Here is a 13,780-nt window from a genome sequence, read left to right on the forward strand (position 1 = left end):
TATGTATTAGAACGTCTCGTCAAAGCTCACATTGCCCTCAACCGCCACTTGGTAAGCAGAAACCCGCCGTTCGAAGAAGTTGGCCAACTCCTGCACGTCCTGCAACTCCATGAACGCGAAGGGGTTCGCCGAGCCGTACCGGCTGGGCAGGCCGAGCCGGGCCAGCCGCTGGTCGGCGACGTACTCCAGGTACTGGCGCATCTGGTCCACCCCCATGCCGGGCATGCCCTCGCCGCACAGGTCCGCGGCGAAGGCCAGCTCCGCCGCGACGGCCTCCTCGATCATGAGGGTGACCTGCTTGCCCAGCTCGTCGTCGAACAGCGACGGCTCCTCGGCCCGCACCGTGTCCACCACGCTGAACGCGAACTCCATGTGCATGGACTCGTCGCGGAACACCCAGTTCGTCCCGGTGGCCAGGCCGCCGAGGAGACCGCGCGAGCGGAACCAGTAGACGTACGCGAACGCGCCGTAGAAGAACAGGCCCTCGATGCAGGCGGCGAAGCAGATGAGGTTCAGCAGGAACTGGCGCCGCTCCGCGGCCGTCTCCAGCCGCCGCAGCCCTTCGATCGAGTCGATCCACCTGAAGCAGAACTCCGCCTTGTCGCGGATCGACGGGATGTGCTCGATCGCGGCGAACGCCTTCACCCGCTCGTCCGGGTCGGGCAGGTAGGTGTCGAGGAGCGTCAGGTAGAACTGCACGTGCACGGCCTCCTCGAAGAGCTGCCTGCTCAGGTACAGGCGCGCCTCGGGGGCGTTGACGTGCTGGTAGAGGTTGAGCACGAGGTTGTTGGCCACGATCGAGTCGCCGGTGGCGAAGAAGGCGACCAGCCGGTTGATCAGGTGCCGCTCCTGCGGGGTCATCCTGGCCAGGTCGGCGAGGTCGTTGTGCAGGTCCACCTCCTCGACGGTCCACGTGTTGCGGATGGCCGCGCGGTAGCGCTCGTAGAAGTCGGGGTAGCGCATGGGCCGCAGGGTGAGGTCCATACCGGGGTCGAGCAGCACGAAAGGGTCTCCTTACTGGCAGGCTTCGCAGGTTTCGGGGTTCTCGAGGGAGCAGGCGATCGCCTCGGCGGAAGGGGCCGCGACCGTCGTCTGGGCGATCCGGGTGGCGGGGCGCGAGCGCAGGTAGTACGTCGTCTTGAGGCCCTGCTTCCAGGCGTAGGCGTACATCGACGAGAGCTTGCCGATGGTCGGGCTGGCCATGAAGAGGTTGAGCGACTGCGACTGGTCGATGTACGGCTGCCGCGCGGCGGCCAGGTCGATCAGCGCCTTCTGCGGCAGCTCCCACGCCGTGCGGTAGAGCACCTTGAGGTCGTCGGGCACGCCGGGCACGGTCTGCACCGAGCCGTCGGCGCGCTTGAGGTCGTCGCGCACCTGCTGGGTCCACAGCCCGCGCGCCTGCAGATCGGCCACCAGATACCGGTTGACCTGCAAGAACTCGCCCGACAGGGTCTCCCGCTTGAACACGTTGGACACCTGCGGCTCGATGCACTCGTAGCAGCCGGCGATGGAGGCGATCGTCGCGGTCGGGGCGATGGCGACCATGAGCGAGTTCCGCAGGCCGGTCTCCGCGATCTTCTCGCGGAGCGCGTCCCAGCGCGGCGAACCGGCCGCGCCGTAGTGGTCGGGGTGCAGCACTCCCCCGGCGGCCCGCGTGTCGGCGTACGACGGGTGCCTTCCGCGCTCGGCCGCCAGGTCGGCCGAGGTGTCGTACGCGGCCAGCGCGATCTCCTCGGCGATCCTGGTGGACAGCTCCAGCGCCCGCGGTGAGTCGAACGGTAGCCGCAGCGTGAAGAAGACGTCGGCCAGCCCCATCACGCCCAGCCCGATGGGCCGCCACCGCTTGTTGGCCGCCTCGGCCTCGGGCGTGGGGTAGAAGCCGAGGTCGATGGTGCGGTCGAGGAAGCGGACGGCGGTGCGCACGGTCCGGCGCAGCCGCTCCCAGTCCATGTCCTGCCCGGCGCCGTCCCCGGTCAGGTGGGCGGCCAGGTTGACCGAGCCGAGGTTGCAGACGGCCGTCTCGGCGTCGCTGGTGACCTCGAGGATCTCGGTGCAGAGGTTCGACAGGTGGATGACGTTCTCGGGGCGGGCGGTCTGGTTGGAGGTGCGGTTGGCGGCGTCCTTGAACGTCATCCAGCCGTTGCCGGTCTGGGCGAGGGTGCGCATCATCCGGCCGTACAGGGTCCTGGCGGGGATCTGCCGGACGTACCGCCCGGCCGCCTCGTACGCGCGGTACGCGGCCGTGAACTCCTCCCCGTACAGGTCCGTGAGGTCGGGCACCTCCTTCGGGTCGAACAGCGACCACGTCCCGTCCGCCTCGACCCGGCGCATGAACTCGTCGGGGACCCAGTTGGCCAGGTTCAGGTTGTGGGTGCGGCGGGCGTCCTCGCCGGTGTTGTCGCGCAGCTCCAGGAACTCCTCGATGTCGGCGTGCCAGGTCTCCAGGTAGACGCAGGCCGCCCCCTTGCGCCGGCCGCCCTGGTTGACCGCCGCCACCGAGGAGTCCAGCGTGCGCAGCCAGGGCACGATGCCGTTGGAGTGGCCGTTCGTGCCCCTGATCAGGGAGCCGCGCGAGCGCACCCGGGTCCAGGAGATGCCGATGCCCCCGGCGTACTTGGACAGCCGGGCCACCTGCCCGTACCTGTCGTAGATGCCCTCCAGCTCGTCGCGCGGCGAGTCGAGCAGGAAGCAGGACGACAGCTGCGGCCGGCGCGAGCCGGAGTTGAACAGGGTGGGCGAGCTGGGCAGGTACGACAGCGTGGACATGAGCGCGTACAGCTCCGCCGCCTCGGCCACCGACTCCGACAACCCGCAGGCCACGCGCAGGAAGAAGTGCTGCGGCCGCTCCAGCACCCCGCGCGTCTCGGGGTGGCGCAGCAGGTAGCGGTCGTACACCGTGCGCAGCCCGAAATACTCGAACCGGTCGTCCGCCTCGGCGGAGACCAGCGCGTCCAGCTCGGCGGCGTGCGCGGCGACGAACTCCGCCAGCCCGTCCTGCACGAGCCCGGCCGCGTGGGTGGCGGCGATGGACTCCGAGAACGTCCGCACGCCGTGCGCGGCCGCCTCGTCGGCGATCTCCTCGGCCAGCAGCCGGGCGGCGACCCGCGAGTTGGCCGGGTCGGTGATCACCCGGGCGGCGGCCTCCTCGATGGCCAGGCGGCGGTCAACCTCAACGATCTGAGTCACGTGCTCTCTCTCCTCGCGAGCTCATCCCCGTGAGGGCACGCGAGAGCACGGCGAACCGGATCACCGGCCGCGTCGCGCTCCGGCCCGCCCTCGAGGCCCTGAACACTTCGTGCCGGACACGGCCCGGCACGACGCTGGCAGGTCTTCGGGCTCGCGGGCGCGCTCCATGGCTCCTACTGGCCGTCGCTTCCCGGATCTCTCCAGTGCACAATGACGGCGGTCGTTCCCGCTCACCGCTGCGGGGCAGCCCCGGAATCTCACCGGGTTCCCTTTTGCTCCGCCTCCGGAGAGGCGAACCAGCGACGACCAGGATCCTACATCTAGTGGCCGTTCCCGCAACTACCCCAGCATGTTGTGGCTTTGGTGGTGTCGAGCAGTCCGAGGTCCCGCAGGACCGCGCGGGTGCGGGCGATCTCGGTGCCGACCCAGCGGGCGAAGTCGTCGCCGACGAGGGGGATCGACAACCAGCCGGCGGCCCGGCACGCCGCCTCCCAGCCGGTCGAGCCGATCACCACCTCGCACATGCGCAGGGCCGCCTCGCGGCTCTCGTCGGCCATGTCCTCGGGCCCGAAGGCGGCCACCCAGTCCGCGAAGTCCACCCGCACGCCGCACTCCAGCAGCGTCGGCACGTCGAGCTCGGGCACGCGGGTGGCCGAGGACACCGCCAGCGCCCTGACCCGGCCGCGGCCGATGCCGGCGCGCCAGCCGGTCAGCGGTCCCGCGGCGGCGGCTCCCTTACCGGCCAGCAGCGCGGTGGCCGCCTCGCCGCGGCTGGGGTAGCCGGTGTACTCGACCTGCCTGGTGTCCGCGCCGAGGGCCTTGGCGATCAGGCCGAACAGCAGGTGGTCGGGCTCGCCCTGCGGCCCGCCCACCAGCGGTGTCCGGCCGGGCGAGGCGACCAGCCGGGCGCCGAGGTCGTCGAAGTCCTTGACCGGCGAGGCGTCGGGCACGACCACGACCTCGACCTCGCCGCTGAGCCTGGCCAGCGGGGTGCCGGTGTCGAGCAGGCTCTGGCCGTTGTTCAGCTCGGCCGCGGCCAGCGCGGGCAGGCCGGTCACCGTGATGGGCGTGCCGGCGCCGGACTCGAACCCGGCGGTACGGGCCGCCCCGGCGAACGCCCGCCCCACGGGGACCCAGCGCGGCCCGCTCGGATTGATGGAGAATCCGGTACGCGGCATGCCCCCGCCGGTGCGCTCCGTACCGCAACCGGCGGCGCAGGCCGTGACTCCCAGCCCCCAGGCCAGGAACCGCCGCCGGCGCATCTGCTTCTCCCCCGAATCCCCCATTACCCTAGGTTAATAACCCATTACGCGCCGCTGCACACCCGGGTCGCGACAAACAACACAAATCGCTTTTCTTCGCGCTTTTTCGTGATTTTTAAACTTATTGGGTTTTCTTGCCGACCCCGGCCATGAGCGACGACGGCAACGACCAGTCGCCCACCAGCTTGGGCCGGTCCGGACGCCAGTCGGTGGCCTGCACGAGCCCCGGCGGCTCCAGCGGGAACCCGCCGAAGAACGCGCGGATCCGGGCCGGGGTCCGGTCGGTCCCGCCCCGGGCGGAGGAGCCGCCGCGCTCCTCGTCCTCCAGATGCGCCATGGTCGTGGCGTGCGAGATCACCAGATAGCCGCCCGGCGCCATCCGCTCGCGGAGCACGCCCACCGCCTGCTGGGGGTGCGCGGAGTCCGGCAGGAAGTGCAGGATCGACACCAGCAGCACGGCGATCGGCTGGTCGAGGTCCAGGAACTCACCGGCCCCGGCCAGCACTTCCGCCGGATCCAGCAGGTCGGCCTGGACGAAACGGGCCCTGCCCGGTGCGTGCCGGAGCAGGGCCGTGGCGTGGGCGGCGACGACGGGGTCGTGGTCGACGTAGACGACCCGGGCCTCCGGGGCCACCTCGTGCGCGCTGCCCTGGGTGGGCAGCCCGCTGCCGAGGTCGAGGAACTGGCGGATCCCGGCGCGCGCCACGTAGCGCACGGCGCGCTGGAGGAAGGCCCGGTTCGCGCGGGCCAGCGCGACCGCCTCCGGGATCAGCTCGGCGAGCTGGTCAAGGGCCAGACGGTCGACCGCGAAGTTGTCCTTCCCACCGAGCATGTAGTCGTACATGCGTGCGGGATTGGGCCTCTGTTGGTCGAACTTCCGCACAGTATCGAATTTATGTCGTCGCAAGCCAGATAACGATAGTTTGCGCTGAATTGGACTCAGTTACTCAACCGTTACGCTCTTGGCGAGGTTGCGCGGCTTGTCCACGTCGCGGCCCAGCGCGACCGCCGCGTAGTACGCCAGGAGCTGGAGGGGAATCGTGAGCAGGATGGGGTCGAGCTCGATCTCGTTCTTGGGGATCACGATCGCGTCGTCGGCCAGCTTGGCGTCCGGCTTCCGGTGGCCCACCATGAGCACCTGGCCGCCGCGGGCGCGGATCTCGCCCAGCGTGGTGAGGTTCTTGTCGAGCAGCTCGTCGTCGGGGACGATCGCGACCGTCGGCATGTCGGGGCCGATCAGCGCGAGCGGGCCGTGCTTGAGCTCGCTGGCCGGGTAGGCCTCGGCGTGGACGTACGAGATCTCCTTGAGCTTCTGCGCGCCCTCGCGGGCCACCGGGTAGCCGCGCACCCGGCCGACGAACATCATGCTCGCGTGCTTGGCGTACTTGTCGGCCAGCTCGGCGATCCTGTCGCCCTGCGCGAGGATCTGCTCGATCTGCCCGGGCAGCCGGCGCAGGCCCTCCACGATGCGCCGCCCGTCGGCCGGCGACAGGTCGCGCACCCGGCCCAGGTGCAGCGCCAGCAGCGCGAACGCCACCGAGGTGGAGGTGAACGCCTTGGTCGAGGCGACCGAGACCTCGGGGCCGGCGTGCAGGTAGATGCCGCCGTCGACCTCGCGGGCGATGGCGCTGCCCACGGCGTTGACGATGCCGATGACCCGGCCGCCCTTGCGCTTGAGCTCCTGCACGGCGGCGAGCGTGTCGTAGGTCTCCCCCGACTGGCTGATCGCGACGTAGAGCGTGTCGGGGTCGACGACCGGGTTGCGGTAGCGGAACTCGCTGGCCGGCTCGGCGTCGGACGGGATGCGCGCCAGCTCCTCGATGAGCTGCGCCCCGATCTGGCCCGAGTAGTACGCCGACCCGCAGCCGATGATCTTCACCCGCCGGAAGCCCCGCGTCTCTCGGGCGTCCATGTTGAGCCCCCCGAGGTGGGCCACGTGGAAGCGCTCGTCCAGGCGGCCGCTCATGGTGCGGGTCATCGTCTCGGGCTGCTCGGAGATCTCCTTGAGCAGGTAGTGCTCGTAGCCGCCGGTGTCGTAGTGGCCGGCGTCCCAGTCGACGGTCAGCGGCTCCTTGGCCGTCTCGCGGGCGTCGCTGGCGAAGGTGTGGAAGCCGTCGGCCTTGAGCACGGCCAGCTCGCCGTCCTCCAGGTGCACGACCTGGCGCGTGTAGCGGACCAGGGCGGAGACGTCGGAGGCGGCGAACATCTCCTTCTCGCCGATGCCCAGCACGATCGGGCTGCCGTTGCGCGCCACGACCACCTCGCCGGGCCGCTCGGCGTCGATCACGGCGATGCCGTACGTGCCCACGACGCTCTTGAGCGTCTTCCTGACGGCCTCCTCCAGCGAGTCGTTCTCGTCGGCCGCGTGGGCGATCAGGTGCGCGAGCACCTCGGTGTCGGTCTCGGAGGCGAACACCACGCCGTCGGCCTCGAGCTTGGCACGCAGCTCGCCGGCGTTCTCGATGATGCCGTTGTGCACGACCGCGATGCGCTCGTCGGCGGACAGGTGGGGGTGGGCGTTGACGTCGCTCGGCACGCCGTGCGTGGCCCACCTGGTGTGCCCGATGCCGAGGTTGCCCTTGAACCGCACCGGCACGACCTTGGCCAGGTCGGCCACCCGCCCCTTGACCTTGCGTACCTTCAGCCCCTTGTTGGACACCACGACCCCGGCCGAGTCGTAGCCCCGGTATTCAAGCCGCTGCAGGCCCTCCAGCAAGATGGGCGCCGCGTCCTTGGGGCCGACGTAGGCCACGATTCCGCACATCGAGGTCTCCTCTTATCCGTAGACAATCCTGCGTAGCTGCCGCAGGGACAGCTCCGGCGCCGCCACCCGGCGGCCCCGTAATTCGCCGGCGATCCGGGGGAAGATCTCGTCGTTGGTGTATCCGCGCGTCTTCAGCTCGCCGTGACGGCGCCGGACGAACTCCTCGACGGACTCGGAGAAGTACGACAGCACGTCGGCGACCACGCGGGCGGCCTCGCCGGGGTCGAGCGGGCTCGTCCTCGTGAGGTGGGTGATGAGATCTTCGTACGGATGCCGTGCCGTGGACACAGACGAGGACACTACGACTCTGGAACGAGACACGCCAACATCCTGCCCGATATCGGGCAGGAATTAACTCTATAGCGCGCTCGAACGGCCCCAACCCCTGGCGAACCGCCGGCAGGCGAAGGCTCCGGCGGCCGTTCCGAGCCCGGCGAGCACCGCCGCGGGCCCGGCCGTACCGGCGATGTCACCCCGCACGGCGGCCTGCAACATGGTCGTGGCCCAGTAGCCGGGCGAGATCGGCGCGACGGCCTGCGCCCAGGACGGCATCAGCGCGAACGGCACCAGCGCCCCGCCCAGCGCGCTGACCGACAGGGCCGCGATGTTGCACAGGGTGCTGAGCTCGCCCTGGCTGCGTACGACGCCGGCGACCGCCGTGCCCGCGCAGAGCAGGACGAAGCACCAGACCACCACGGCCAGGGCGAGCGGCCACAGCGGCCCGGCCGGGCGCATGCCGACCGCGAGCACGCCGTAGACCAGCAGCGCGGCCTGCTGGACGACGAGCACGGCGAAGACGGGCAGGGCCTTGCCGATCAGGATCTCGGGGACCGCGGCCCTGGTCGACCGCAGGCGCTCCCAGGTGTGCCAGGAGCGTTCGGTGAGGGAGGCGTTGGCGACGTCGGCCATGGACAGCACCGAGAACATCACCAGCAGGCCCGTGACCGCCTGGGTGGCCTCGCCGAGCATGCCCTTGAAGATCAGCATGAGCACCATCGGCATGACCAGGTAGCTGACGAAGTGGGCGGGGTCCCGCCTGCGCAGCAGCGCGTTGTGCCCGGCCAGCACGGCCACGCGCCGCAGCGACGCCCGCACGGCGACGCCGCGCGCGCCCTCGCTCTCCCGGCTCGGCTCACGACGCATGGGACAGCTCCCGGTAGAGGTCGTCGAGGGACGGCTGGCGGATGTCGATGCCGCGTACCGGACGGTCGAGCTCGCGCAGGAGGCGGGCCAGGGTGGCGGTCGGGTCGGTGGTGGCCACGGTGATCTCCTCGCCGCCCTCCACAACCACCCTGACCTCACCCGGCAGGTCCTTGAGCAGCTCGGTGCCGGTGCCCCTGGCGATCACCCGGCCGTTCCTGGCCACCGCGATCGTGGCCGACAGCTCGGTCAGCTCCGGCAGGTAGTGGGTGCAGTAGACGACAGTCGCGCCGCCGTCGGCCCGGCGACGCACCGCCGCGAGCAGCGCGGCGCGCGTCCCGGGGTCGGCGCCCGCGGTGGGCTCGTCGAGGAGCAGCACGTCGGGGCCGGGCAGGAGGGCGGTGGCGGCCTGGACGCGGCGCTGCTGGCCGCCGGACAACACGCTCACCCTCCGGTCGAGGACGTCGGTGAGCGCGAGCTCCTCGGCCGTGCCCTCCACGGCCGCCGCCAGGGGCGGCCCGCGCAGCCCGGCGAGGCCGCCGAAGAGCCGTAACGTCTCCCGTACGGTGATCGTGGGGTAGAGCGCGAGCTGCTGCGGCGCCACCCCCACGTCGCCCTTGACGCGCACGTGCCCGGCATCCGGCGCCGTCAGCCCCGCGGCGATCTCGAAGAACGTGGTCTTGCCCGCCCCGTTGTGCCCGACCAGCCCCGCGATCTCCCCTGGCTCCACCCGCAGGTCGAAGCCGTCCAGCGCGGTGACGGCACCGTACCGCTTGACCAGCCCGCTCGCGATCAGCATGATGATCGACCTCCCTAGTCTACGATGTAGACTGCTCTACACTGTAGACTGCGGTCGTGCGAAAGCTCAAGACCTCCCGGCAGCCGGAAATCCTCGACGCGGCGCTCGCGATCGCCGACGAGCGCGGGCTCGACGCCCTGTCCATGCGGGCCGTGGCGGAGCGGGTCGGGGTGACGCCGATGGCCCTTTACGGGTATTTCCGGAACAAGGATGAGCTGCTCGACGGCCTGGTGGGGCGCCTGCTCACCGAGCTGGCCCCCTCGGACCCCGGGCGGACGTGGGAGGAGCGGCTGGGCGCGATCGCGTGGGCGACCCGGCGAGTGGCCCGGGAGCACCCTTCGGTCTTCCCGCTGCTGCTGTTCCGCGCCTCGGTGACGCCGGACGGGGTGCGCGTGGTGGACCTGATCTACCAGGCACTCCTCGACGCGGGGGTGCCGGATGCCGACGTTCCGCGGATCGAGCGGCTGGTGAGCACGTTCGTGCTGGGCTTCGCGGTCTCGGAGGTGAACGGGCGCTTCTCCGGGGCCTCGAACGAGACGCGGGCGCGGCGCGGGGGCGACGCTCCGGCGCATCGTCGGCTGGCCGGGCACCTGACGCCCGATGACTGGGATGCCGAGTTCGCCGCGGATCTGGCTGATCTCATGCGTATCATCCGACCCGTCTGACACATCCCTTTCTGGGAATGGTTACGGTGAGTAGTCGCATCGTGACGTTCCTGGGGAGATGTTCATGCAGCTCTGGCTCGCCGCCGTCCTGGCCGCCGGCGTCCTCACCGCACCCGCCGACGTCCCGTCCGCCGCTTCCGCCGGACCGCCGCTCACCGCATCGCCGGGTCTCGTCACCGGGCAGGCTTCGGGGCGGCAGGCTTCGGGGCGGGAGACTTCGGGGCGGCAGGCCGACTTCGCCGCGGCCGCCCGCGAGTACGGGGTACCGGAGAGCGTGCTGCTCGGTGTGGCGTACCTGGAGTCCCGGTGGGACGCGAACGGCGGGAGACCGAGCACGGCGGGCGGCTACGGCCCGATGCACCTGGTGGACGCGTTCCCCGCCGACGCCCGCGGCCACGGCCACGCCGCCGGCCCCGCGCACGCCGGTTCGCTGGACACCCTGCACGGCGGCGCCGCGGACGGCGGCTCCCGTGACTCCCACGGCGACCCCCACAGCGACCCCCACAGCGGCCTCATCGGGGACCCGCGCGGGGACGATCGCCGCCCGATGGGCCGCACGCTCGCCGAGGCCCTTTCCCGACCGGCCCTGCGCACGTCGGCCGCCCAGCCCCGCACGACCCTCCCGGAGGCGAGTCGCCTGATCGGCGTGGAGCCCGCCCGGCTGCGTGACGACGCGGCCGCGAACATCCGCGCCGGTGCCGCCCTGCTCGCCTCCTACCAGGGCCGGCCGAGCTCCGACCCGGCCGACTGGCACGGGGCCGTCGCGCGGTACGCGGGAACGGAGGACCCGGTGGCCGCCAAGGCGTTCGCGGACGAGGTGTTCTCGGTGATGCGGCAGGGTGCGCAGCGGCGTACCGACGATGGTCACCTGGTGCGGCTGGACCCCGTACCGGACCTGGCGCCCGGCACCGCCGGGCAGGCCGGGTCCACCGCCCAGGCCGCCCCGGACGAGCAACCGGACACCGCCCCCACACCCGCCACGAACGAGCAGACCGACACCGGCCCGGCCCCCGGAACCGCCGGCCAGAGGCCGCAACCGCAGCCGCGGATCGACACCACCGACGAGACCATCGGCGCGCCCACCTGGGACTCCGCCGACATCAGCACCGCGCAGGAACCGGAGCTGGCGTGGAGCACCGGCCCCAAGGCACAGGGCCGGGCGGAATGCCCCTCCTCCCTCACCTGCGAATGGATGCCCGCCGCCTACAAACGCTTCGGCAAGAAGAAGAACCGCGACTACGGCAACCACGACCACCTGTCCCGCACCCGCTCGATCGACTACATCGTCATCCACGACACCGAGGGCACCTACGAGGGCATCCCCTCCATGATCCGGAACCCGAAGTACGTGAGCTGGCACTACACGATCCGCTCGCGCGACGGACATGTCGCCCAGCACGTGCCGACGAACGACATCGCCTGGCACGCGGGCAACTGGGATGTCAACACCCGTTCGATCGGCATCGAGCACGAGGGCTACCTGGCCAAGGGGGGCACCTGGTACACGGAGGCGATGTACCGGTCGTCGGCCAGGCTGGTGAAGTACCTGGCCACCAAGCACGACATCCCGCTCAACCGGGCCCACATCCTGGGCCACGACAACGTGCCGGGCACGACCCCGCAGACGGTGGCCGGCATGCACGAGGACCCGGGACCGTACTGGGACTGGGCTCATTACTTCGAGCTCATGAACAAGCCGTTCAAGGCCGCCAAGGAGGGCGATTCCATCATCATCCGCCCGGCGTACGCCACCAACCGCCCGCGCTTCACCGGCTGCGTGTCCACCAAGCCCGCCCAGCCCTGCCCCGTGCACGGGGCCTCGACCGTCTGGCTGCACAAGTCGCCCAGCGAGAGCGCTCCCCTGGTCACCGACCTGGGCAAGCACCCGGGCAAGCCGAGCACGTACAGCGTGTACGACCACAGCGCCCGCGCCTCGACCGGCCAGCGCTACGCCGTCGCGGGCAGGCAGGGGGACTGGACGGCGATCTGGTATCTGGGGCAGAAGGCCTGGTTCCACAACCCGGCCTCGAACCCGACCGCCGTCCCGGCCAAGGGCCCGATGGTGACGCCGCTGTCGGGTCAGGTGAAGGTGTACGGGCGCGCGTACCCGGAGAAGTCCGCCTATCGGAACGGGGGGTCCCAGCCGCTGACACCGCTCAAGTACAAGATCGAGCCCGGGCAGACGTACACGGTGGGTGACACGATCACCGGCTCCTACTACGCCGCCAACGCCTTCAGCCCGTCCAAGCACGTCACCACCACCGGCCGCACCCGCTACCACCAGATCCAGCTCGGCCACCGGGTGATGTTCGTGATGGCGAAGGACGTGCGGCTGATCGACTGAATTTGGCCCGCCCGCCCGCTCGGTGCGCACGGGCACTCCGCGAAGACGATATGGTTTTCCCGTGGCCCGGGCGCACACCCAGGGCTTCACGCGGAAGTGGCTCAGTGGTAGAGCATCACCTTGCCAAGGTGAGGGTCGCGGGTTCGAATCCCGTCTTCCGCTCGGAGCAAGACTCCTGGTGGAGTGGCCGAGAGGCGAGGCAGCGGCCTGCAAAGCCGTCTACACGGGTTCAAATCCCGTCTCCACCTCGGCAGATCTGCGGAGCCCCCGGGATCCGCTAAAGTAAGTGCAACACCATGCGGAAGTGGCTCAGTGGTAGAGCATCACCTTGCCAAGGTGAGGGTCGCGGGTTCGAATCCCGTCTTCCGCTCTGAGTCCCAACTCAATACGGACGATTAGCTCAGCGGGAGAGCGCTTCCCTGACACGGAAGAGGTCACTGGTTCAATCCCAGTATCGTCCACCAACAGCAAAGAAAGCCCCAGCTCACGGCAGATGCCGGGAGTCTGGGGCTTCTTGTTGTCCGGCGCTGGTCGTGGTGCCCGGCGTCGGTTCCGACAGCATGCCCGGGCCGAAACGGGATCGAAGTCGTTCCGGCTGACCGGCCCAACGAGGTTGGTCTCCTGGTGTCAGCGATCGGCAGGGCCACCGCAGGTTTTTCCTCGCCGTCAGCCGGTGGTCTCGGAGGTCACGGTGTCGGGGTCCGGGGCCTTGATCGAGACCTTGGCGGCCCAGCAGGTGAAGCGGCTGTCGATCGTGATGGTCCTGCCGTCGAACTCGCTCTTGTCGAACACCCCCGTCGCCGCGTACGAGCTCTTCACGCTGCTCACGAGCCCGGCGACGGTCAGCGTGAGCGTGTAGGAGACCTTCGTGTCGTTGTGCATGCGCGGTGGTCTCGGTGAAGCGCACGCCGTGGCCGGTGGTCAGCTTGCTCTTCAGGGCGCGGACCGGGTCCTTCGGGGCGGCCTGCGCGAGGGCGGCCTGAGCTGGGGCGGTGGCGAGGAGGGCGCCGCAGGTCAGCAAGGTTGCGGTGATCGTCTCCTTCATGGGAGGTGATCATGCCGGAGGCCGGTCACGGGCGGGGCACGGTCACCGCTGCGCCGGGCCGAGGCCCCGGCGTTCGAGAATCCGGGCGAGCCGCTTCTCCAGGTGTGTCCGGCATTGCGGCCACTCCTCCGCGATCACCGAGAACATCGCCGAATCGCGGAGGCGGCCGTCCTCGCCCGGCGCCCACGACTGGGACCAGCTCCGCAGGACGCCCTCGAAGCGGGCGCCCACCGCCTCGATCGCGGCGCGGGAGCGGGCGTTGCGCGCGTCCGTCTTCAGGTCGACCCGCGCGACGTCCCACTGCTCGAAGGCGTGCCGGAAGAGCAGGTATTTCGCCTCCGTGTTCAGGCCGGTGCCCTGCGCCGGGCCCGCCAGCCAGGTGAACCCGACCTCGACCGCGCACAGTCGTTCCCCGTCCGGCCACAGGCGCGGGTCCCAGTAGGCCGTCGCCCCGACCGCCCGGCCCGTCGACGTCGCCACCTGCGCGTACGGAGCGAGCCTGCCCGTGGCGGCGCGGGCCAGCTGGGCGTCGACGTACGCTCCGACCTCGGCCGCCGTCGGCACCCAGGTGAACG

General features: G+C 70.6%; 12 protein-coding genes, 4 tRNA genes and 1 riboswitch. Of the genes, 6 read left to right on the forward strand and 10 right to left on the reverse strand.

Annotated features, from left to right (window positions below):
* Positions 1-6 precede the first annotated feature (6 nt).
* From ACTWPW_RS42925 to ACTWPW_RS42960, 8 genes are all read right to left on the reverse strand, one after another.
* Positions 7-1,002 (reverse strand): ribonucleotide-diphosphate reductase subunit beta, encoded by a 996-nt coding sequence (locus tag ACTWPW_RS42925; RefSeq protein ID WP_375109671.1) that lies wholly within the window; start codon positions 1,000-1,002, stop codon positions 7-9.
* Between the two features lie 12 nt (positions 1,003-1,014).
* Positions 1,015-3,186 (reverse strand): ribonucleoside-diphosphate reductase subunit alpha, encoded by a 2,172-nt coding sequence (locus tag ACTWPW_RS42930; protein ID WP_375109670.1) that lies wholly within the window; start codon positions 3,184-3,186, stop codon positions 1,015-1,017.
* Between the two features lie 119 nt (positions 3,187-3,305).
* Positions 3,306-3,502: riboswitch (cobalamin riboswitch) on the reverse strand.
* A 4-nt stretch (positions 3,503-3,506) separates the two neighbouring features.
* Positions 3,507-4,472, reverse strand: a complete 966-nt coding sequence (locus tag ACTWPW_RS42935) for a tripartite tricarboxylate transporter substrate-binding protein (protein WP_443172080.1) — start codon at positions 4,470-4,472, stop codon at positions 3,507-3,509.
* 97 nt (positions 4,473-4,569) lie between these two features.
* Positions 4,570-5,331 carry an SAM-dependent methyltransferase gene (locus tag ACTWPW_RS42940; protein ID WP_375109668.1) on the reverse strand — a complete coding sequence of 254 codons (762 nt, stop codon included), beginning with the start codon at positions 5,329-5,331 and terminating at the stop codon, positions 4,570-4,572.
* 60 nt (positions 5,332-5,391) lie between these two features.
* Positions 5,392-7,212 carry a glutamine--fructose-6-phosphate transaminase (isomerizing) gene (gene glmS, locus ACTWPW_RS42945; protein WP_375109667.1) on the reverse strand — a complete coding sequence of 607 codons (1,821 nt, stop codon included), beginning with the start codon at positions 7,210-7,212 and terminating at the stop codon, positions 5,392-5,394.
* 12 nt (positions 7,213-7,224) lie between these two features.
* A complete protein-coding gene (locus tag ACTWPW_RS42950) occupies positions 7,225-7,500 on the reverse strand; it encodes a hypothetical protein (RefSeq protein ID WP_364121835.1) in 276 nt (91 codons plus the stop codon).
* A gap of 69 nt (positions 7,501-7,569) precedes the next feature.
* Positions 7,570-8,355, reverse strand: coding sequence for an ABC transporter permease (locus ACTWPW_RS42955; RefSeq protein ID WP_375109665.1), 786 nt, complete (start codon positions 8,353-8,355; stop codon positions 7,570-7,572).
* On the reverse strand, positions 8,345-9,151 hold the full coding sequence (locus ACTWPW_RS42960) for an ATP-binding cassette domain-containing protein (RefSeq protein ID WP_443172081.1): 807 nt from the start codon (positions 9,149-9,151) through the stop codon (positions 8,345-8,347). Before ACTWPW_RS42960 ends, ACTWPW_RS42955 begins: the two co-directional genes overlap by 11 nt.
* A gap of 56 nt (positions 9,152-9,207) precedes the next feature.
* Between ACTWPW_RS42960 and ACTWPW_RS42965 the strand changes: the two genes are divergently transcribed.
* The 6 genes from ACTWPW_RS42965 to ACTWPW_RS42990 all read left to right on the forward strand — a co-directional run bounded on the left by ACTWPW_RS42965 (position 9,208) and on the right by ACTWPW_RS42990 (position 12,624).
* Positions 9,208-9,816 (forward strand): TetR/AcrR family transcriptional regulator, encoded by a 609-nt coding sequence (locus ACTWPW_RS42965; RefSeq protein ID WP_364121826.1) that lies wholly within the window; start codon positions 9,208-9,210, stop codon positions 9,814-9,816.
* 64 nt (positions 9,817-9,880) lie between these two features.
* Positions 9,881-12,160, forward strand: coding sequence for an N-acetylmuramoyl-L-alanine amidase (locus ACTWPW_RS42970; protein WP_443172082.1), 2,280 nt, complete (start codon positions 9,881-9,883; stop codon positions 12,158-12,160).
* 90 nt (positions 12,161-12,250) lie between these two features.
* Positions 12,251-12,322 (forward strand) — tRNA-Gly (locus tag ACTWPW_RS42975).
* 15 nt (positions 12,323-12,337) lie between these two features.
* Positions 12,338-12,408, forward strand: a tRNA-Cys gene (locus ACTWPW_RS42980).
* Between the two features lie 50 nt (positions 12,409-12,458).
* Positions 12,459-12,530: transfer RNA gene (locus tag ACTWPW_RS42985), tRNA-Gly, on the forward strand.
* A gap of 19 nt (positions 12,531-12,549) precedes the next feature.
* Positions 12,550-12,624 (forward strand) — tRNA-Val (locus ACTWPW_RS42990).
* Between the two features lie 202 nt (positions 12,625-12,826).
* On the opposite strand, the gene ACTWPW_RS42995 is transcribed toward ACTWPW_RS42990, so the two are convergent.
* Both ACTWPW_RS42995 and ACTWPW_RS43000 read right to left on the reverse strand, forming a co-directional pair.
* A complete protein-coding gene (locus ACTWPW_RS42995) occupies positions 12,827-13,042 on the reverse strand; it encodes a hypothetical protein (RefSeq protein ID WP_443172083.1) in 216 nt (71 codons plus the stop codon).
* A 205-nt stretch (positions 13,043-13,247) separates the two neighbouring features.
* On the reverse strand, positions 13,248-13,780 hold a 533-nt coding region (locus ACTWPW_RS43000), incomplete at its 5' end, for a GNAT family N-acetyltransferase (RefSeq protein ID WP_443172084.1).

The sequence above is a fragment of the Nonomuraea sp. KM90 genome, assembly GCF_052246675.1.
Classification (GTDB): Bacteria; Actinomycetota; Actinomycetes; order Streptosporangiales; family Streptosporangiaceae; genus Nonomuraea.